Source organism: Shewanella sp. SM101 (assembly GCF_025654465.1).
Taxonomy (GTDB): Bacteria; Pseudomonadota; Gammaproteobacteria; order Enterobacterales; family Shewanellaceae; genus Shewanella; species Shewanella oncorhynchi.
This window is the reverse complement of sequence record NZ_JAKKRH010000004.1, coordinates 54,759-75,335: the sequence shown is the minus strand read 5'-3', so window position 1 is coordinate 75,335 and position 20,577 is coordinate 54,759. Positions and strand designations below refer to the sequence as shown.

Below are 20,577 nucleotides of genomic sequence, written 5' to 3'. Positions count from 1 at the left end.
AAGGATTTTGACTAATGGCCTCGATCCAACGGTTGAGCTTAGATTTGACTCAAGGTATGCTGATTTAAATCACTTGTTTTAAAAGGATGTTTGAATGTCGTTTCCCCATTTATTAGAACCCTTAGATCTGGGATTCACCCAGCTCAAAAACCGCGTGCTTATGGGCTCAATGCACACAGGTTTGGAAGAAGAAAAGGGCGGATTTGAGAAACTGGCAGCGTTCTACAAAGAACGCGCTCTGGGCGGCGTGGGTTTGATTGTAACGGGCGGTATTTCCCCCAATCTTCGCGGTCGCCTTACTCCCCATGCCTGTCAGCTGAGTTTTCCTTGGCAAGTCGGTAAGCATCGCGTGGTCACGCAGGCTGTACATGAGGCCGGCGGTAAGATCTGCATGCAAATTTTGCATGCGGGCCGCTACGGTTATCATCCTTTTTCCCAAGCACCGAGCAAAATTAAATCACCCATTACACCTTTTACGCCGTCTGCTATGTCTAGTCGCCAAGTGCGCTCGACCATTAAGGATTACGCCAGCTCAGCCGCTCTTGCCAAGAAAGCCGGTTACGATGGCGTTGAGGTGATGGGATCTGAAGGCTATTTGATCAATCAGTTTGTCAGTGCGCGCACCAACACCCGCACCGATGAATGGGGTGGTGCGTTTGAAAAGCGGGCGCAATTCCCGATTGAGATTGTTAACGCGATACGGGCAAAAGTCGGTAAAGACTTCATCATTATCTTCCGTTTATCTATGCTCGATCTAGTGGATAACGGCTCGACTTGGGATGAAGTGGTGCAGCTCGCCCAGTGGTTAGAGCAAGCTGGCGTGTCTATTTTAAATACTGGTATTGGTTGGCATGAAGCGCGAGTACCGACCATTGCGACAAGCGTGCCCCGTGGCGCCTTTGCGTGGGTAACTGAAAAGCTCAAACAATCTGTCTCTGTTCCCTTAATTGCGACTAACCGCATTAACACCGCTGAGATTGGTGAGCAGATTATCGCCTCTGGTCAAGCTGACATGGTGTCGATGGCGCGGCCTTTCCTTGCTGATCCTGAGTTTGTGAATAAGGCTGCGGCGAACACGCCGGAGCTTATCAACACCTGCATTGGCTGTAACCAAGCTTGTCTTGATCATACTTTTTCCCTCAAGCGCGCAACTTGCTTAGTGAATCCTCGCGCCTGTTATGAGACTGAAATCAACTTCTTACCCACAGTAAATAAAAAGCGTATTGCGGTGATGGGGGCAGGCCCTGCGGGCATGGCATTTTCTGTTTATGCCGCCATGCGTGGCCATGACGTTGTCTTGTTTGAAGCGAAATCCGAGGTGGGTGGCCAGTTTAATCTCGCACGTAAAATCCCTGGGAAAGAAGAGTTTAACGAGACTATTCGTTACTTCATAAACCAAATTAAGTTGCATAAGGTGGAGCTGAGATTAAACACTCGTCTCGATGCCAGTGTGCTGGCGACGGAAACGTTTGATGAAGTGGTAATCGCCTCAGGCGTTGTGCCGCGTGATTTAGTCTTACCCGGTTTTGACGACCCACGGGTGGTCGATTATCAAAAAGTGCTCTCGGGTGAAGTGACTGTCGGTAATACGGTGGCCTTGATTGGCGCCGGCGGTATAGGGTTCGATATGGCGCACTTTTTGTGTGAGCGCCAGTCGAGCACCTTGAACCCCGATAAATGGCTACAACAGTGGGGCATAGATAAAACTTACCAGCATGCGGGCGGCCTAACTGAACCTCATTCCGACAATACTGATCATCGTAAGGTGTTTTTACTGCAACGTAAAACGTCGAAGATGGGCAAAGGCTTAGGCAAAACCACCGGCTGGATCCACCGTCTTGTGCTTAAGCAACATGATGTGAAGATGAAAACGGGCGTGAGTTACGACAAGTTTGATGAGGCTGGACTGCATATTCGCGTAGGTGAAACCACTGAAGTGCTGGCCGTCGATAACGTCGTCTTGTGTGCTGGGCAAGAATCGAATCGCACGTTAGTGGATGAGATGAAAGCGACGGGCCTGCCTGTGCATCTGATTGGTGGCGTAGATGTCGCGGCAGAGCTTGATGCTAAGCGTGCAATCCGCCAAGGCGCTGAGCTGGCAATGCGTTTATAGAAAGTCGATAAGTCGTACGTTTTAAACCTTAAGTATTCAATTTTAGATCCTGAAAGCCTGAACTTGTGTTCAGGCTTTTTTGTTTTAGTTTGTTTGTGTGAATGCATTGTAAATAGAGAAACGGGAGAATAGTGGGTTTTAAAATGTTTGGTATCTAATGGCGCGGATTGAATAAGGCTGTATTGAAAGGGGCTGTCTTAAAGCTACTCTTTGTTTAAAAGCTCATTTTTGTTTTAAAGCGATTTTGGGTTTTAACGCCACATCTTGTTTAAAGCAGCTTATTGAACAATCGAGTTTTGCCGTTATGAGTCTTCAAACACTGCCTGTTTCTGCGTGCGTGTGTCACTTGCTACATTTTGTGTTTGCTTTGGCTTAGTAGCCAAACTGGCTTTATTCTGATGAGATTGACACGCATAGGTGACCACAGCTGCACCTTCAGGTGATAGATCCAGCTCTAAATCTTCGGTTGGAACACAGCAGCAGGGCAAACATTCATCATGTTTGAGTTCGGCTAAGGGTTCGTTTAAGTAGCTGACTTTTCCGCTGATGACGCGTGTTTTGCAGGCGCCGCAGAAACCGTTGCGACATTCTGAGAAGATTTTAACTTTTTTAGCTTCGAGCGCTTGCAGCAAGGTGCCTTGTTGCTCGGTAAAGAGCAACACAGGTTGACCTTGAAGGCGCACGATCGGCGCCTTCGCAAACAGGTTTTGTGGCCGTTTTTTTGATGTCACTGTTTTAATGCCATTTTGTAACGTCACTTTTAAGCGTCTTATATATCGTTATAGATCGAAGTCGAGGAACTCATCACCATCAACCGCGGAGTCGATTTGGCCGACAAGGTATGAAGAGACTTCAACTTCCTGTGGTGCAACTTGCACTGCATCGCTTTCTAACCAGTTTTTCATCCAAGGTAATGGATTGGTTATTTCTGGGTATGGTTGCGGTAGATTCACCGACTTCATGCGTTGATTAGTAATAAACTCAACGTATTGGCACAGGATCTGTTCATTCAAACCTATCATAGAGCCGTCTTTGAATAGGTATTTTGCCCATTCTTTTTCTTGCTCTGCGGCTTTGAAGAATAAATCGAAAGCTTCCTGTTGGCATTCTGCAGCAATTTCACCCATTTCTGGATCGTCTTTACCGCCTTGCATGATGCTTAAAATATGCTGAGTGCTATTTAAATGTAAGGCTTCATCACGGGCGATTAAGCGAATAATTTTCGCGTTACCTTCCATGAGCTTACGTTCAGCAAAGGCAAATGAGCAGGCAAAGCTAACATAGAAACGAATGGCTTCCAGGGCGTTGACTGACATCATGCACAGGTACAAGGCTTTTTTCAGGGTGCGGGTGTTGACTATGACTTCTTTGCCATCGATAACATGGGTTCCTGCACCGAGTAAATGGAATATCTGAGTCAGTTGGATCAAGTGATCGTAATAAGCGGCGATATCGGTCGCACGGCTTAAGATTTCTTTGTTCACGACGATATCGTCGAAGATCACTGAAGGATCGTTAACAATATTGCGAATGATGTGGGTGTATGAGCGCGAGTGAATCGTCTCAGAGAAAGACCAAGTCTCAATCCAGGTTTCTAATTCAGGCAGTGACACCAGCGGCAAAAAGGCCACATTGGGCGAGCGGCCTTGAATCGAGTCGAGTAGGGTTTGGTATTTCAGGTTCGAAATAAAGATGTGTTTTTCATGATCAGGCAATGCACCGTAGTCAATCTTATCACGACTGACGTCTACTTCTTCCGGGCGCCAAAAGAAAGATAACTGCTTTTCTATCAGTTTTTCGAACACTTCATATTTTTGTTGATCGTAACGAGCCACGTTGACCGATTGACCTAAAAACATAGGTTCACGGGTGGCATCGTTGGGTGTTTGACAGAAGGTAGAGTAGGCCATGGTGCTATTTTTCCAATGGATAGGGATCCACTAAATAGGGATCCCTATAAAACCGTTAACGTTAACGTTAAAGTTAAAGACTAGATTTTACATGCGCCGCCGGCGCAACCGTCATCTTCTTTCTCTAAATTGGTGATGTCATCGTGTGAATCCGACGCACCATCGCGAGTGTTATGGTAGTAAAGCGTTTTAACACCTAACTTGTAAGCATTGAGCAAATCTTTCAGCAGGGTTTGCATCGGTACTTTACGGCCTTCAAAACGTGAAGGATCGTAGTTAGTGTTAGCCGAAATCGCTTGGTCAACGAACTTCTGCATGATACCCACTAGCTGTAAGTAACCGTCATTACTTGGCATTTTCCATAGCAATTCATAGCTATCTTTCAGCGTATCGAAATCAGGTACAACTTGTTTTAGCTGTCCGTCTTTGCTCGATTTCACGCTGATAAGACCACGTGGTGGCTCGATACCATTGGTCGCATTGGAGATTTGCGACGAGGTTTCTGATGGCATTAATGCCGACAACGTCGAGTTACGCAGGCCATATTGCTTGATATCGCTACGCAGTGATTCCCAGTCTAAGTGCAATGGTTCAGCACAAATTTTATCTAGGTCACGTTTGTAGGTATCGATTGGTAAAATACCTTGAGAGTAAGTGGTCTCGTGGAATAACGGACACGCACCTTGCTCTTTGGCCAAGTTCATCGAGGCTTTCAGTAAATAGTACTGAATCGCTTCGAAGGTTCTGTGGGTCAGGTCGTTCGCGCTGCCATCGGAATACTTCATGCCATTTTTTGCTAAGTAGTTAGCAAAGTTAATCACGCCTATGCCTAAGGTACGGCGATTCATCGAGGCAATTTGAGCGGCCTTGATAGGGTAATCTTGATAATCCAACAGGTTATCCAGTGCGCGTACGGCGAGGTCGGCTAATGGCTCAATATCAGATAATTCTTTGATAGAACCTAAGTTAAGTGCTGACAGCGTACAAAGCGCGATTTCACCTTCTGGATCATCGATGTTGTTCAATGGTTTAGTCGGTAGGGCGATTTCAAGACAAAGGTTAGACTGTCTGATCGGTGCGACTTTTGAATCGAACGGGCTGTGAGTGTTGCAGTGATCCACGTTTTGAATGTAGATACGGCCAGTTGAGGCACGCTCTTGCATCATCAGTGAAAACAGCTCAACTGCCTTTATGGTTTTCTTACGAATGCTGCTGTCTTGCTCATATTGCACATATAAACGTTCGAATTCGTTTTGATCCTCAAAGAAAGCATCATATAAGCCAGGTACGTCAGATGGGCTAAACAGGCTGATGTTTTCGCCTTTGATCAGACGTTGATACATGACTTTGTTCAGCTGCACACCGTAGTCTAAATGACGGATACGGTTGTCTTCGACGCCGCGGTTATTTTTCAATACCAGCAGAGATTCGACTTCTAAGTGCCAAATAGGGTAGAACAGGGTCGCAGCACCGCCACGCACGCCGCCTTGAGAACAAGACTTCACTGCGGTTTGGAAATACTTATAGAAAGGTAAACAACCTGTGTGGAAGGCTTCACCACCACGGATTGGGCTACCTAAGGCGCGAATACGACCGGCGTTAATACCGATACCCGCACGTTGGCTGACGTATTTCACGATAGACGAAGCTGTCGCGTTGATTGAATCTAAGCTGTCACCACATTCGATCAGTACGCAAGAGCTGAACTGACGTGTTGGCGTGCGCACACCGGCCATGATTGGCGTCGGTAGCGAAATCTTAAAGGTCGATACCGCGTCGTAGAAATCTTTAACATATTTCAGGCGCGTTTCTTTTGGATAACGGGCAAACAAACAGGCCGCGACCAAAATGTAAAGGAACTGGGCGCTCTCATAGATTTCGTGCGTCACACGGTTTTGAACTAAATATTTGCCTTCAAGCTGTTTTACCGCAGCGTAAGAGAAGTCCATATCGCGCCAATGGTCGATATAGGTATCCATCACGTCGAGTTCTTCGCGGCTGTAATCTTGCAGAATGTGCATATCATACTTGCCAAGCTCAACTAACTTAGTCACGTGGGTATACAGTGCTGGCGGCTCGAACTGACCAAAGGCCTTCTTACGCAAATGAAACACCGCTAAACGGGCGGCGAGGAATTGATAGTCCGATGATTCTGGAGAAATTAAATCCGCAGCCGCTTTGATAATGGTTTCATGGATAGCTTCGGTTGGGATGCCATCGAAAAACTGTAGGTGCGAGCGCAGTTCAACTTCAGAAACAGAAACGTTTTTTAATCCCTTGGCTGCCCAAGTAATTACGCGGTGTATTTTTTCGAGATCGATATTTTCACGATCGCCACAGCGTTTTGTGACTGTCATAGTGCTATTCATTTGGAGATAGGCCTTGGTTCTTATATCTATTTAGGTGAGCAAGTTCACCGTACGTATCCTTGTAAAACAATCAATAACCGTCCCTTAAATACTGCTGACTGGTTGAAAACGAGTCAATTAAGCGGCGAGCTTTTAGTGTGTCTGATTGCTACCTATACACAAGATATGGTGTTTTAAATTATCTGGGATACAAGATAGTGAGGTTTGCCCCTATTTGCAAGTCTGAATTCAGGGGACATCTTGTGGATAAGTTGAGGATAAGCTTTCGCGTTAGTAACGACTAACCTTGAAGCTCAATTTCAGGTTAGTGTATCGCACTCATGGGGGATTTTTAGGCGATCTTTTCTTTAGATCGCGATCGCTCACGAGTGCCGATCTTTTATCCGCCTGACTTTTTCCGTGGGTCATAAATAGTATGCTGACACACTGATGTTCGTCAGTGAAGTTACGTATTGGATGCCTTATTCGTGAGCATTGTAGGCGCTGTTTTTGGTTGATGTTGTTAAGCCAATGCTTCGATTAGTGCTTGATGTAGCTCAGTTGGGCTCGCAAAATGCGCGTGCGCTGGCCATTGCAACGGCTTGTCGTTCACGCCCAGATAACCCCATAGGGCCACGCCGCCTAACATGCCAGCAGCCTTGGCCGCGAGCAAATCTCGCTCGGCATCCCCAAGATACAAAATGTATTCTGGAGCACAGTTCAGCTGTTGTGCGCCTAACAGCATAGGTGCAGTGTGGGGTTTTGGGTGTTTTGTAGAATCGCCACTAATGATAACGGGCATACGCAAGTGTAAATTCAGTTTTCGCAATAAGGGACGGGTAAAGCGCGCAGGCTTGTTGGTGATCACCCCAAACGGCAGCTGAGTTAACTCGAGCCAGTCGAGTAATGCCGCTATGCCTGTGAATAGCGCACAGTGATCGCCATTTATACGCTGATAGTGGGCGAGTAGCCCTTGCTGAACTTGAGACCGAAGATCTTCTGCCGCATCAGGGATCGCGGCATCGACTAAGGCAAAACTGCCGTGGGATGCGGCGTAGCGCATGGCCGCTAACGGCTGCGCGGCGATGCCGACATCTTGAAGACTTAAATTGAGGGCTTGCACCAGATCCGGCGCGGTATCGGCTAAGGTGCCGTCGAGATCGAACAGTACGCCTTTGATCTGTGCCAGACTCATATTAATCAACCTTACGCGTCGCTATCATGTAATTCACATCAACCTTAGGCGTGTACTGAAAAATGCCCGTCAATGGGTTGTAGCTTACCCCTAAGGCATCGGTACAGATAAGATCGGTATTATCTACTAGCTCAATCAGCTCCGAAGGCTTAATGAATTTTTTATGCTCGTGGGTGCCAACTGGCAGCATTTTTAGCAAATATTCCGCACCTAAAATGGTGTGCACGTAGGATTTAATGTTGCGGTTGATGGTGGAGAAAAACACATGACCACCGGGTTTGACCATGTCACAGCATGCTTTAATCACAGATTGTGGATCGGGTACATGTTCGAGCATTTCCATGCAGGTCACCACATCGTAATAGGTTTGATGATCTTGGCTGTGGGCCTCGGCAGTATTTTTTACATAATTAATGCTCACACCCGTTTCGAGGGCATGTAGGCGGGCGACTTCTAAGGGCTCATCACCCATATCTAAGCCATCAACCTCGGCGCCGATGCGGGCCATGCTTTCAGACAAAATGCCGCCACCACAGCCGACATCGAGCACTTTCTTCCCGAAAATACCGCCAGCGGTTTGATCGATATAGTTTAAGCGCAGCGGGTTTAATAGATGCAGCGGCTTAAATTCGCCGTTGAGATCCCACCAAGTTTCGGCCATACGTTCAAACTTTGCGATTTCCTGTGGGTCTACATTGGTATTCTGATGCATGCTATTACCTGAAGAAGCTGTATTGTGCGGCTATTATAACGACTATGTTTGATAAACAAAGTGCTCGACTGAGCTAAGCCCTTGTGGTTGAGTGAATTTTCAGCAGTTATCTGCTTTTATGTTAATTGTTGTGCTCCGTATCGACCTTTTACTTTATCCCTTTGACGATTTTTCCTCATCGTAAGCCGTGAATTTCAACGCTTGTTTATCGCACAAACGACCAAATTGACAGTGTTTTCATCTATTAAGCCACCAGACTCTCAATTCGATAATGATAGGTCTGGCGACATTAAATAACTGTGTTAGAATGCCAAATCACGTTTTTGGGCTAGGCAATGATACGGATTATACGTTGTCGGCTATTTTTCAGGGGAACGAGCAGTTTATGACTGATCTGGCATCATCTATTTCGCCAATTAATATCGAAGACGAACTAAAGAATTCGTACCTTGATTACGCCATGAGCGTTATCGTGGGACGTGCATTACCAGACGTGCGCGACGGCTTAAAGCCGGTTCATCGCCGCGTTCTGTTTGCCATGAGTGAATTGAAGAACGATTGGAACAAGCCTTACAAAAAATCTGCCCGTGTGGTCGGTGACGTCATCGGTAAATATCACCCCCATGGTGATTCTGCTGTTTATGACACTATCGTCCGTATGGCCCAGCCATTCTCACTGCGTTACACCTTAGTAGACGGCCAAGGTAACTTCGGTTCGGTCGACGGTGACTCAGCGGCGGCAATGCGTTATACCGAAATCCGTATGGATAAGTTAGCGCACCAATTACTGGCCGATCTTGAAAAAGAGACAGTGGATTTCGTCCCTAACTACGACGGCACAGAACAGATCCCAGCTGTATTACCTACACGCGTACCTAACCTGTTAATTAACGGTTCATCGGGTATTGCCGTGGGTATGGCAACCAACATCCCACCACACAACCTAACGGAAGTAGTGAAAGGCTGTTTGGCATTGATTGAAGAACCTTCACTGTCGATTGAACAGTTGATGGAATACATTCCTGGTCCGGATTTCCCCACTGCAGCGATTATCAATGGCCGTAAAGGCATTATTGATGCCTATAAAACTGGCCGTGGCCGCGCGATCATGCGTGCTCTGGCAGATGTGGAAACCGAAGATAATGGCCGTGAGCGCATTATCGTCACTGAAATCCCGTATCAGGTGAACAAAGCCCGTTTAATCGAGAAGATTGCCGAGCTGGTTAAAGATAAAAAGCTTGAAGGGATAAGCGGTCTACGCGACGAGTCTGATAAAGACGGTATGCGTATCGTTATCGAAATTAAGCGCGGTGAAGTGGGCGAGGTTGTACTCAATAACCTTTATGCTCAAACGCAAATGCAGTGTTCTTTCGGGATTAACATGGTGGCCCTGACCAATGGTCAGCCTAAACTGTTTAACCTTAAAGAAATGCTCGAATGCTTTATTCTGCATCGCCGTGAAGTCGTGACGCGTCGTACCGTATTCGAACTGCGTAAAGCCCGTGAGCGTGCCCATATTTTGGAAGCGCTGGCGGTTGCACTGGCTAACATTGACCCGATTATTGCACTGATCAAAGCCTCACCCACGCCTGCGGATGCCAAAGTGAAATTGGTTGAGCAAGGTTGGGAATTAGGCCACGTTCAAGGCATGCTGGAAAAAGCGGGCGATGACGCCGCGCGTCCAGAGTGGTTAGAGCCACAATACGGTATTCGTGACGGTCAATACTTCCTGACTGAGCAACAAGCTCAGGCCATTCTGGAACTGCGTTTGCACCGTTTGACCGGTCTTGAGCACGATAAGATCATCGCCGAATACGAAGAACTGCTCGAATTTATCGCGGGTCTGCTGTTTATTTTGCGCAGTCCTGAGCGTTTGATGGAAGTGATCAAGGAAGAATTAGTTCAAATCCTTGAAGAATATGGTGATGCGCGCCGTACAGTGATCAATGCCAACGAAGTTGATATGAGTCTTGAAGACTTGATCAACGAAGAAGACGTTGTAGTAACACTGTCGCACTTAGGTTATGCCAAGTATCAACCGTTGACCGATTACCAAGCTCAGCGCCGTGGTGGTAAAGGTAAAGCGGCAACTAAAGTGAAAGACGAAGATTTCGTTGAGAAGCTGTTAGTTGCCAATACCCATGACACCATTTTGTGCTTCTCTGATTTTGGTAAGATGTACTGGCTCAAAGTGTATCAATTGCCATTAGCGAGCCGTACGGCCCGTGGTCGTCCAATTGTTAACTTGCTGCCGTTATCTGATGGCGAGCGCATTACTGCGATTCTGCCAGTACGTGAATACGCTGCGGACAAGTACATCATCATGGCGACCTCTCACGGTACTGTGAAGAAAACCGCACTAACTGCTTATAGCAACCCACGTGCAAACGGCATTATCGCCGTTAACCTCAAAGACGGTGACCAACTGATCGGTGTCGATATCACTAACGGTGATGACGAAATCATGTTGTTCTCGAACGAAGGGAAAGTGGTTCGCTTTGGTGAGAAAGTACGTGATTCTGAAACAGGCGAAGTGAAAACCGATCCTGAAACCGGCGAAGAAGTCTTGTCCTTACGTCCTATGGGCCGTACTGCAACAGGCGTTCGTGGTATTCGTTTAGAAGAAGGTCAGAAAGTCGTGTCGCTTATCGTACCCAAAGGCGATGGCGCGATTCTGACTGTGACTGAAAACGGTTACGGTAAACGGACGCAACTGTCTGAATATCCTGCGAAGAGCCGTGCGACTAAAGGTGTAGTTTCAATCAAGGTGAGCGAACGTAACGGCGCTGTTGTTGGGGCTGTTCAAGTCGGTCTTAACGACGAACTGATGCTCATCAGTGATAAAGGTACTCTAGTGCGTACACCTGCGAGTGGCGTGTCTATCATTGGCCGTAACACTCAAGGTGTAACGATTATCCGTACTGCGGGCGACGAGAAAGTGGTCGGCCTACAACGTATCGACGAAATCCAAACTGAAGAAGATGAAGTCGAGCTGGATGAAAACGGTTTACCGATTGTTCCTGTCATTATCGAAGGTGAATTAGCCGACGAGGCTCTTGAAGAAGCGCTGGATGACGAAGAAGAGTTGGACGAAGATGAAGACGAGCTTGCTGATGATGAGCAAGACGAAGAGTAATTAAGTGTCATATTAACGAGCGTCCAATTGGACGCTCGTTTTTTTAATGGCATTGATGTTGATAGCATTGTTCGTTTTAGAATGGTTTCGTATTTATCAATACCTACATCATGGTTGGGATTAAGGAGAGTGTCAGTGAGCGCGATTTATAATTTCTGTGCTGGACCTGCAATGTTACCCGCAGCGGTAATGAAAAAAGCACAACAGGAATTACTTGATTGGAATGGCCAAGGCGTTTCCGTGATGGAAATCAGCCACCGAAGTAAAGAGTTCATCGCGCTTACACAACAAGCCGAGTCCGATTTACGTGAACTGATGCAGATCCCCACAAATTACCATGTGCTATTTATGCACGGCGGTGGTCGTGGACAGTTCTCCGCTGTTGTGAATAATTTTTTAGGTAATCATGGCCGAGCTCTGTATTTAGTCAGTGGTCAATGGTCATCTGCCGCATTAGCCGAAGCACAAAAGCTCGTGGGTGAAGCGCAGATTGATAGCTTGAATATTGTTGAAAAACACAATGGACTCAATGCGGTTGTCTTGCCTGATTTACATAAAATCGATGCCGATTATCGCTATGTTCACTACTGCCCTAATGAGACAGTAGATGGTATCGAAATTTTTGATGAATTAGACTCACCTTGGCCAATTGTTGCCGATTTATCGTCAACCATTATGTCACGTGAAATCGACGTCAGCCGCTACGGTTTGATTTACGCTGGCGCACAAAAGAACATAGGTCCATCGGGTCTGTCGATAGTGATAGTGCGCGATGACATGTTAACACTGCCGAGTTTACCGCAGTCGTCCATCATGGACTATCGTTTAGCCGTTGAGCATGACTCTATGTTCAACACACCGCCAACCTTTGCTTGGTATCTCGCCGCTGAAGTCTTTGCTTGGCTTAAGTCCATTGGCGGCATTGCGAGTATTGCAAAAATTAATCAACAAAAAGCGCAGATGTTATATCAATGCATTGATGGTAATGCTTTCTACCGTAATGGGGTTGTTGCAGCGAACCGCTCACAAATGAACGTGACTTTCCAATTAGTCAACGAAGCGCTCGATAGTGAGTTCCTAAAGCAAGCCCAAATAGCTGGACTCGTTGCCTTAAAGGGCCATCGTATCGTAGGGGGTATGCGTGCTAGCCTCTATAATGCAATGCCACTCGATGGCGTAGTTGCTTTGGTCAAGTTTATGAATGAGTTTGCAAACAAACATAGCTAGGCTTAGCTGTATTGAGTCACTCATTAGCTTGCGACGCTTAGCGTCTAGGCTTTGCTGCCTGAATATCAACGTTATGCTTATTGAATGTTGATCATCAGTTAGCCATCTCAAGTGAGACATCCCAAAAGCGAATGCTCAAATGCATTCGTTTTTTTGTTAACTTTAATTTATCGACAATGGCGTTAAGCAAGATGACGTTGAGACCAGATGCCTTCAAGAACATTCGTTTTGAGAAAGCCTGTGAGCTGACGCGCATTACTGAGTAAGATGCTGTGTTAGTTGTATGGTATTGTTTATCATAATTAAAAGAACGTATCTTTAGATGTGTATACACGATAAATCAATAGGATGTTACAGATGGATTTGGCCAAGCTTTCGCGGATTAGTATGAAGCATTTGATCACTTTGCATGTGATGCTCGATACTCTGAGCGTAACCGCCAGCGCCGAACGATTATGTCTTAGCCCCTCATCCGTCAGTAAAACCTTAAGCCAGCTCAGGGACAGTTTGAACGATGAACTGTTCTACCGTAACGGCAACTCACTGGTTGCCACACCTTTGGCAAGACGATTGGGCCCAAGCGTGCAGCAAATGATCAATGATATGAATCAGATCATGAGTCAAGATGCGTTTAATCCAGCACATTTTGAGGGGCGTTTTTCACTTGCGATGCGCGAAAGCACCTTTGAACTGCTGGCCGCCAAATTAAGTGCCCATATTCTGAGCTTGGCTCCTAATATCCATCTCGATATTTATAGCAAAGACAATATCGGTTTCGATGGTCTTATTAAAGGCTCGTTAGATTTTGTGCTGTTACCCCACGATCTGAGTCAACCTAATCCTCTTCAAGACGATCTGGTGTGGGAAACCTTGTTCAGCGATGAAATGGTCTGCCTGATGAATTCATCCCATCCCTTGGCTAAGCAGTCGCAGATCAGCTTCGATGACTACCTGAGTTTTAGCCATATCGGCATTACGGACACAGATCTGAGTACGCCATTTTTTGATATTTTGCTCGCCCAGCAATCTAAAAAACGCGCCGTACCCATTTCAGTCCCTGACTTTGGCAGCGCAGCGTTAATGTGTCACCACAGTGAGCTGCTTTTTACCTGCTCGCGCCGCTGGGCATCCATCGCTAGCCAAGCCAAAGGCTTAACGATTAAATCTTTACCCATAGAATATGGCAAAGTGGCTTACAGCCTCGTTTGGCATAAACAAAGCATGAAAGATCCCGCACTGCGCTGGCTTTATGAGCAAATTTTGCTTTGCAGTCGTTAAAGGTAGATGGACGGTAACACGAGATTGGTTACGCCTCGCTTTGCAAGCGTTGCGGCTAAGCGTTCAATATCGGCTTGTTTACAGCTTGGCCAATTGAGTGCGTCATCGACAACACCATGATGGTGAAAGGCATTTAACTTAACTCGCGTATCTGGGCCTAACAGAAGTAAATAGGTCGCTAGCGCGTCTATTTCGTCCTCGTAATCCGTGATGCTCGGAATGTGCAGCAATCTCACCTCATACAGTTTTTGCTGCTGCGCCAATAGTTGAATGGATTTGAATACCGCATGGTTATCTCGCCCGGTAATATACCTATGGGTATCTTGCTGCCATGCTTTAAGATCCACCATAGCGCCATCTAAAAACGGCAGCAGTTTATGCCAACCGGTTAGACTCAAACTGCCATTGGTGTCAAGCATGCACGTTAAGTGTGATAACGGCTTTGAGGCCTTAATCGCTTGAAACAGCGCAATAATAAATGACAGTTGCAGACTCGCTTCGCCGCCACTCACGGTAATACCATTAATAAAGTGACGCTGACTATGGAGAATCGTCAGTATCTCCTCAACTGTGTAATGCGTGACCTTAGGGCTCGCTTGTTTCGGGCATACGGCAATACAAGTATCGCATTGGCTACAACGCTCACTATCCCATTGAATGCGAGGCTTGTTATTGAGGTTTATCAATGTCAGCGCATTGTCAGGGCAGGCAGCGACACAATCGCCACAGGCATCGCACACCCCTATGGTATGTGGGTTATGACAGCTTTTGCATTGGTAGTTGCAGCCCTGCAAGAATAACACGAGCCTGCTGCCAGGCCCGTCAACGCAGGAAAAGGGCAATAGCTGACTGACCATTACTTGCCTATTCAAAGACACAAGGGGAGTGTTCATGGGCGATGACTCTTGCTTGGCGTTGTAATATTCCCGTATTAACCGCCGCTTCTGCGGCTAAGCCTGTGGTATTGAGGCGTGAGCCACATTGCTTAAATGCTTCAATGTCCGAGCGTTTTACCATATAGCCGGTCACGCGCATTAAATCGTTAGAGGCCACATTGGCGGTAAATTCCCTAAAGCCTAACTCAAGCGCCGCTTTACACAGTTGGAACATGGCTTGGGGATTGGATTTTACGGTTTCATCGATAGTCAAAATATCGCTAATCCCCGCCGTATAATACTGATGATGTTGCGCTAAGGCTTGAATATGAGCGATGGGATTGGGCTCCGTACCATAGGGAATGCGAACGCCTGGGGTCACGTCTTTATCGATACTGATGCCGCCCTGTGAATGCAGCAGTGCTCGCCCATGGTAACCATGCGCGACGGGTGTGGATTTCACTATGGCATCGAGCGTGGCAGAAATACGATAGCCCAGCTGATTTGCATCCGTTTCATGGCCATATCTAGCGTGTTTAGCTTGCTTAACTTCTCCACTTGCTGTTAATGATTGCAGAATATTCACCGCTTCCGCCATGCCGTAAATGCCAAACATAGGCGCAAAACGCGACTCATCAATCAATTGTTCTTTAACTAAAAAGCTGTCAAAGAAGTGTGACTCTTGATGCAAAAATGCCGAGCGCGCCTCGATAAGTTCGAAGGTGAGCGAGCTGTAATAGGGCAAGACAGCATCAAAAAAATCACTGATTGAATCGGCCTTTAACGCGACCTCTTTAAGATTGAGCCGAACTAAGGTATTGGCGCCGCCCGCTAACGGCAAGGCATTGTAACAACTGACAATACCAAACCCACGTGCATCAAACGCACTGGCGTGCAGTGGGTCATTCGCGATGTGCGGCTTACTGCAGTGACAAATATTGGTGGTGGCAAGCAATAACAAATCATCTGGCGTGATGGCTGGGTCGTGCATAAAGGTCAAATTGGGGGCAACTTGTTTTAACTCGGCATCAATGCGCAATAGGGTGCGGCAAACGATGTTATCTGTAGGGCCAATATTCACGTGCATAAAGGCATCGGGCAGGGTTCTGTCGAGCATGATCCAGAACAGTTTTAATTTACGATAAAGGACTTCCGCATCTATTCCTTCAACGAAAGGCATCAAAATGTCATCCAGCTGACCTAAATACACGGGGATATTGGTCACCGATGGCACGTGGTGATACATAATCGTTAAGGCATTGATAGCTTCGTCCAAGTTTTTTGCCGCTGATAACTCTAAGTATTCAGAGCCTTGTTGAAGGTAGCGGGCATAATCTGGCAACACATAGCGTGGTTTAAACGGCGCATGGCCTTCAAACATGTCGCAAATAATACCGTCATTCATCGCGGCTTTTACTTCAGCCGATATCGGCATATAGGGCAAACTGGCTTCCGCTTCTAATGCTAAATAGTTGGATTTTTGCTTGGGTGAAAGCTGCGGGTTGGTGACGATTTGCACTAATCTATCTGGTAATAACATGGCGGAATATCCACAAGTTCTATGATGACCACTAATCTACTCAGTGGCTTTGGCTTTAAAAAGTGAAAATTGCCGCAGTCCTGATTAATGAAATGGAAATCCGCCGACCGAGGTCACAATTTGTGGCTTATTGCGATAACGCCGCGATGTCAAAATCGCTAGAATGTGGTTTTACAATTAAAAATAAATGCTTGAACTGTGAGACGTGGCCTTGCTTGTCATATTGTGGATATGAAACTGAGGTTAATGAACTGCCAAAACTGATCGGGTGGGATGATTGAAAAATTTAACACTTGAGGCGGTAAATGAACTCTGCTGTATTCCTTTATTGCGGGAATACAGCAGAGTGAGCGGTGCAGATAAACTCAGCGGCGCTTAGAGCACTTTAGCGATCGATTGGGCTAAGTAATCGACGTTATCTTCACTGATCCCAGCAATACTGATGCGGCTTGAACCTACCATATAGATGCTGAATTCTTTTTGTAGGCGCGCCACTTGCTCTGGAGCCACCCCAAGGAAAGAGAACATACCTTTTTGGCGGGCGATAAAGCTAAAGTCACGGTTTACGCCATTGGCTTTAAGTTTATCCACTAAAATGGCGCGGTTGCCGTTGATGCGATCGCGCATCACTTTCAGCTCATCAAGCCATTCTTGGGTTAATTCTTTTGATCCTAAAATCGTCTCAACAATCGCCGCGCCATGGGCAGGTGGCATAGAGTAAAGGCAGCGAACCACATAAAGTAGTACAGATTGCGCGACATTGGCGGTATTGGCATCTTTGGCAATCACAGAACATGAACCAATACGCTCACGGTACAAACCGAAGTTTTTCGAGCATGAGCTGCACAGGATCATATTATCGACCGCTGCCGCCATATGACGCACGCCGTAGGCATCAATATCAACGCCATCACCAAAGCCTTGGTAGGCCATGTCAATCAGCGGCGTAAAGCCTTGATCTTTTGTCAGGGCAACCACTTTATCCCATTCTTCTGTGGTTAAATCCATTCCGCTTGGGTTATGGCAACAGGCGTGGAATAACACCACATCATCAGGACTTATTTGCGATAATGCAGCAAGCATCTCATCAAATTTCAATGATTTGCTATCGTAGTCATAGTAAGGATAGGTTTTAACAGTAATGCCAGCCGCTTCGAATAAACCGATATGGTTTGCCCAAGTTGGATCGCTTACCCATAACACGGCATTTGGGTTGCAGCGTTTGATAAAGTCACCCGCCACGCGCAGCGCGCCTGTACCACCGGGTGTTGAAACGGTGCGGATACGGTTAGCGATAATGGCACTGTGGTCAGCACCAAAGGCTAATTCTGTCATCAAGGTGTTGAATTGTGGTGAGCCTGTTGGGCCTATATACACTTTGGTGGTTTCGGTATCGAGACGGAATTTTTCCGCTTTTTTCACGCAGCTTAGAATAGGGGTAACGCCGGTAGGATCTTTATAAACGCCCACACCTAAATCCACTTTTTGTGGGTGAGAGTCTTCTCGGTACTGAGTTAACAAGCCAAGGATGGGGTCCGCTGGCATTGCGATGAGTGAGTTAAACATAGCTCCATCTACCTTTCTGGTTATAGTGCAAACGTGATTGTTCGTATCAGATATGCGTTATTTATCGTTTGGAGGTTAGAATAGCGCGGAAAGGTAAAGTAATTAAAGTGAAAACTGTGATTACACGCCAGTTATCTTGGCAAAAAAGCCTGCCAAAAATACGGTTAAATCATAAATTAACCGCTTAAATTTTGCGTTTTTGTTATTTTTACACTGATCTCAGCAAATAATCTGACCAAAATGCCATTTTTCTCGAAAAAACGGTTGAATCCTTAGCGACAATCGGTAATTTTATAACGACGAAGCACCAACAAGGCCCCAATCTCCTTTTATTTGTAATCTTAACTTGACGCGCTGTAGCGTGAAGTTGCCATTTTGCGTATTCAGTCCGCGTGATCGTGATGATGACGCCCTAGAGAGAAAGAAGATTTATTCATGAAGCAATTACGTCTTGAACCTGTTGTGCAAGTCCGCGGTGAAATCAATATTCCGGGCTCAAAAAGTATTTCAAATCGAGCCTTATTATTGGCCACCTTAGCCCAAGGTACGACCACGCTCACCAATCTGCTCGACTCAGATGATATCCGCCACATGTTGGCCTCCCTCAAGCAGTTAGGGATGAACTACCGTTTATCGCAAAACAATACTGTGTGTGAACTCGATGGTTTAGGTGGTGTGATTTCCTCAGCATCCGCGCAGGAATTGTTTTTAGGCAATGCGGGTACCGCAATGCGCCCCTTATGCGCCGCCTTAACCTTAGGCCAAGGTGAATTTACTCTCACGGGCGAACCACGTATGGAAGAGCGTCCGATTGGCGATTTAGTCGATGCCTTAAGGCAACTCGGTGCCAATATTGTTTATCTTAAAAATGACGGTTTCCCGCCACTGACGATTAATGCCACTGGCCTTAATGGCGGTGATGTTGAAATTGCCGGGGATTTATCAAGCCAGTTTTTAACGGCATTGCTAATGGTGGCGCCGCTTGCCAAGGGCAGCGTGAATATCCATGTCAAAGGCGAGTTAGTCTCTAAGCCTTATATCGATATCACCATCGCCTTGATGGCGCAGTTCGGCGTTAAAGTCATTAACCATGACTACGCGCGTTTTGAGATTGTTGCAGGCCAGCGTTATATATCACCAGGCAAAGTACTGGTAGAAGGCGATGCGTCATCGGCATCATATTTCCTCGCGGCTGGGGCGATTAAGGGCGGCGAAGTCAAAGTCACGGGTGTAGGTCGTTTGAGTATCCAAGGCGATGTAAAATTTGCCGATGTGCTCGAAAAAATGGGCGCAGATATCGAGTGGGGCGATGACTATATTATTGCACGCGGCTCCCTATTAACTGCCGTCGACTTAGACATGAACCATATTCCCGATGCGGCCATGACCATTGCAACGGCCGCATTATTTGCTAAAGGCACGACGGTTATTCGCAATATCTATAACTGGCGTATTAAAGAAACAGACCGGTTAGCGGCTATGGCAACTGAACTGCGAAAAGTGGGCGCCGAGGTTGAAGAGGGGAATGACTACATTAAAATCACCCCGCCAGCCGTTATTAACACCGCTGAAATTGATACCTACAATGATCACCGCATGGCCATGTGCTTTTCTATGCTGGCATTTGCCGATTGCGGTATCACCATCAATGATCCAGATTGTACTTCTAAAACATTCCCTGACTACTTTAAGCAGTTTGCGAGCCTGCAAGGCTAAGTCTGTTTGTTTCGTCATTGTTACAACCATCGATGTCAAGAATAGCAAGCCGTATTTGTGCGGCTTCTAATCTTCATAAAAAATCCACGGATTTTGTTTGTCTTTTGTGGTACAATGCGGCGCGCTCATTTTCGGGGGCTCACTTGATGAACTCACGGATGATGGTTATTTTTTGCGGAGGAATGTATGTCTGAACGGGCTCCTGTAGTCACAATCGACGGCCCAAGTGGTGCTGGCAAAGGTACAATTAGTCAATTATTGGCTCAGCATCTAGGTTGGCAACTACTTGATAGTGGTGCCATTTACCGAGTTCTTGCGCTTGCAGCAATTCATCATAACGTTGAACTGGAAAATGAAGAGTCTATCACGTTGTTAGCGGCACATCTGGATGTGAAGTTTCTAACAGGCAATGATAAAGATCCGGTTCAAGTGATATTGGAAGGTGAAGACGTCACCAACGACATTCGCACCCAAGAGTGCTCGAATGCCGCTTCAAAAGTCGCTGCCTTTCCACGGGTGAGAGAAGCCTTATTACGTCGCCAACGGGCCTTTAAAACGGCGCCAGGATTAATTGCCGATGGTCGTGACATGGGAACAGTGGTTTTCCCAAGTGCGCCGGCAAAATTATATTTAACCGCCTCAGCTGAAGAGCGTGCCCAAAGACGCTATAATCAGTTGCAGGACAAGGGCTTCGATGTTAATATCGAGCGCCTTTTAAGTGAAATTATCGAACGTGATGACCGCGATATGAATCGTCCGGTGGCTCCTTTAGTCCCCGCCGAGGACGCGCTCATTATCGATACTAGCGGTAAGGGTATTGATGAAGTGCTAGCGCTAGCGCTTAACTTTATCAACCAAAAATTATCCGGCACTAACTAAGTTAGTCCACCGGATAGGTATTCGTATTAAGGATGATACGGATAATTTGACTGACTCCACGTCTAGGACGGACAGTGGTTTA

14 protein-coding genes are annotated in these 20,577 nt (G+C 46.5%); 6 read left to right on the top strand and 8 right to left on the bottom strand.

Translation table 11 applies throughout. The features are described 5' to 3' along the window. Positions 1–94: 94 nt before the first annotated feature. The gene (locus L5M38_RS03365) at positions 95–2,113 is read left to right on the top strand and encodes an NADPH-dependent 2,4-dienoyl-CoA reductase (RefSeq protein ID WP_263178350.1); all 2,019 of its coding nucleotides are present in this window, start codon (positions 95–97) and stop codon (positions 2,111–2,113) included. 302 nt (positions 2,114–2,415) lie between these two features. Here L5M38_RS03365 and yfaE read toward each other — a convergent pair whose 3' ends face one another. The 5 genes from yfaE to ubiG all read right to left on the bottom strand — a co-directional run bounded on the left by yfaE (position 2,416) and on the right by ubiG (position 8,278). Continuing rightward, positions 2,416–2,844, bottom strand: coding sequence for a class I ribonucleotide reductase maintenance protein YfaE (yfaE, locus tag L5M38_RS03360; RefSeq protein WP_263178348.1), 429 nt, complete (start codon positions 2,842–2,844; stop codon positions 2,416–2,418). Between the two features lie 48 nt (positions 2,845–2,892). After that, positions 2,893–4,023, bottom strand: a complete 1,131-nt coding sequence (gene nrdB, locus L5M38_RS03355; RefSeq protein WP_028759863.1) for a class Ia ribonucleoside-diphosphate reductase subunit beta — start codon at positions 4,021–4,023, stop codon at positions 2,893–2,895. 80 nt (positions 4,024–4,103) lie between these two features. After that, positions 4,104–6,392: a class 1a ribonucleoside-diphosphate reductase subunit alpha gene (gene nrdA, locus L5M38_RS03350; RefSeq protein WP_263178347.1), complete on the bottom strand. Its 2,289-nt coding sequence runs from the start codon at positions 6,390–6,392 to the stop codon at positions 4,104–4,106. Between the two features lie 502 nt (positions 6,393–6,894). Further along, entirely contained in the window at positions 6,895–7,566 is a 672-nt protein-coding gene (locus tag L5M38_RS03345; RefSeq protein ID WP_212600984.1) for an HAD family hydrolase, read from the bottom strand. Between the two features lies 1 nt (position 7,567). Then, on the bottom strand, positions 7,568–8,278 hold the full coding sequence (ubiG, locus tag L5M38_RS03340; RefSeq protein ID WP_263167338.1) for a bifunctional 2-polyprenyl-6-hydroxyphenol methylase/3-demethylubiquinol 3-O-methyltransferase UbiG: 711 nt from the start codon (positions 8,276–8,278) through the stop codon (positions 7,568–7,570). 385 nt (positions 8,279–8,663) lie between these two features. Here ubiG and gyrA point away from each other — a divergent pair, with 385 nt between their 5' ends. The 3 genes from gyrA (at position 8,664) to L5M38_RS03325 (ending at position 13,919) form a co-directional block, all read left to right on the top strand. After that, entirely contained in the window at positions 8,664–11,414 is a 2,751-nt protein-coding gene (gyrA, locus tag L5M38_RS03335) for a DNA gyrase subunit A (protein ID WP_028759867.1), read from the top strand. A gap of 135 nt (positions 11,415–11,549) precedes the next feature. Next, positions 11,550–12,641, top strand: coding sequence for a 3-phosphoserine/phosphohydroxythreonine transaminase (serC, locus tag L5M38_RS03330; RefSeq protein WP_105252556.1), 1,092 nt, complete (start codon positions 11,550–11,552; stop codon positions 12,639–12,641). 357 nt (positions 12,642–12,998) lie between these two features. Next, the gene (locus tag L5M38_RS03325) at positions 12,999–13,919 is read left to right on the top strand and encodes a LysR family transcriptional regulator (protein ID WP_263178346.1); all 921 of its coding nucleotides are present in this window, start codon (positions 12,999–13,001) and stop codon (positions 13,917–13,919) included. Here L5M38_RS03325 and L5M38_RS03320 read toward each other — a convergent pair. From L5M38_RS03320 to L5M38_RS03310, 3 genes are all read right to left on the bottom strand, one after another. Then, positions 13,916–14,812: a YjjW family glycine radical enzyme activase gene (locus tag L5M38_RS03320; RefSeq protein WP_263178345.1), complete on the bottom strand. Its 897-nt coding sequence runs from the start codon at positions 14,810–14,812 to the stop codon at positions 13,916–13,918. The genes L5M38_RS03325 and L5M38_RS03320 overlap by 4 nt on opposite strands. Then, on the bottom strand, positions 14,784–16,334 hold the full coding sequence (locus L5M38_RS03315; RefSeq protein WP_263178344.1) for a YjjI family glycine radical enzyme: 1,551 nt from the start codon (positions 16,332–16,334) through the stop codon (positions 14,784–14,786). Before L5M38_RS03315 ends, L5M38_RS03320 begins: the two co-directional genes overlap by 29 nt. Positions 16,335–16,709: 375 nt before the next feature. Further along, entirely contained in the window at positions 16,710–17,900 is a 1,191-nt protein-coding gene (locus tag L5M38_RS03310) for an amino acid aminotransferase (RefSeq protein WP_263178343.1), read from the bottom strand. 435 nt (positions 17,901–18,335) lie between these two features. Here L5M38_RS03310 and aroA point away from each other — a divergent pair, with 435 nt between their 5' ends. Further along, positions 18,336–19,616, top strand: a complete 1,281-nt coding sequence (gene aroA / locus L5M38_RS03305) for a 3-phosphoshikimate 1-carboxyvinyltransferase (protein WP_263167347.1) — start codon at positions 18,336–18,338, stop codon at positions 19,614–19,616. Between the two features lie 186 nt (positions 19,617–19,802). Continuing rightward, positions 19,803–20,495, top strand: a complete 693-nt coding sequence (gene cmk / locus L5M38_RS03300) for a (d)CMP kinase (RefSeq protein ID WP_168827070.1) — start codon at positions 19,803–19,805, stop codon at positions 20,493–20,495. The last annotated feature ends 82 nt before the right edge of the window (positions 20,496–20,577 follow it).

Bases quoted from the DNA above. Each gene is read 5' to 3' on its own strand.
- L5M38_RS03365 (WP_263178350.1), top strand. From the start codon at position 95: ATGTCGTTTCCCCATTTATTAGAACCCTTAGATCTGGGATTCACCCAG.
- nrdB (WP_028759863.1), bottom strand. From the start codon at position 4,023: ATGGCCTACTCTACCTTCTGTCAAACACCCAACGATGCCACCCGTGAA.
- nrdA (WP_263178347.1), bottom strand. From the start codon at position 6,392: ATGAATAGCACTATGACAGTCACAAAACGCTGTGGCGATCGTGAAAAT.
- L5M38_RS03345 (WP_212600984.1), bottom strand. From the start codon at position 7,566: ATGAGTCTGGCACAGATCAAAGGCGTACTGTTCGATCTCGACGGCACC.
- ubiG (WP_263167338.1), bottom strand. From the start codon at position 8,278: ATGCATCAGAATACCAATGTAGACCCACAGGAAATCGCAAAGTTTGAA.
- gyrA (WP_028759867.1), top strand. From the start codon at position 8,664: ATGACTGATCTGGCATCATCTATTTCGCCAATTAATATCGAAGACGAA.
- L5M38_RS03325 (WP_263178346.1), top strand. From the start codon at position 12,999: ATGGATTTGGCCAAGCTTTCGCGGATTAGTATGAAGCATTTGATCACT.
- L5M38_RS03320 (WP_263178345.1), bottom strand. From the start codon at position 14,812: ATGAACACTCCCCTTGTGTCTTTGAATAGGCAAGTAATGGTCAGTCAG.
- L5M38_RS03315 (WP_263178344.1), bottom strand. From the start codon at position 16,334: ATGTTATTACCAGATAGATTAGTGCAAATCGTCACCAACCCGCAGCTT.
- L5M38_RS03310 (WP_263178343.1), bottom strand. From the start codon at position 17,900: ATGTTTAACTCACTCATCGCAATGCCAGCGGACCCCATCCTTGGCTTG.
- aroA (WP_263167347.1), top strand. From the start codon at position 18,336: ATGAAGCAATTACGTCTTGAACCTGTTGTGCAAGTCCGCGGTGAAATC.
- cmk (WP_168827070.1), top strand. From the start codon at position 19,803: ATGTCTGAACGGGCTCCTGTAGTCACAATCGACGGCCCAAGTGGTGCT.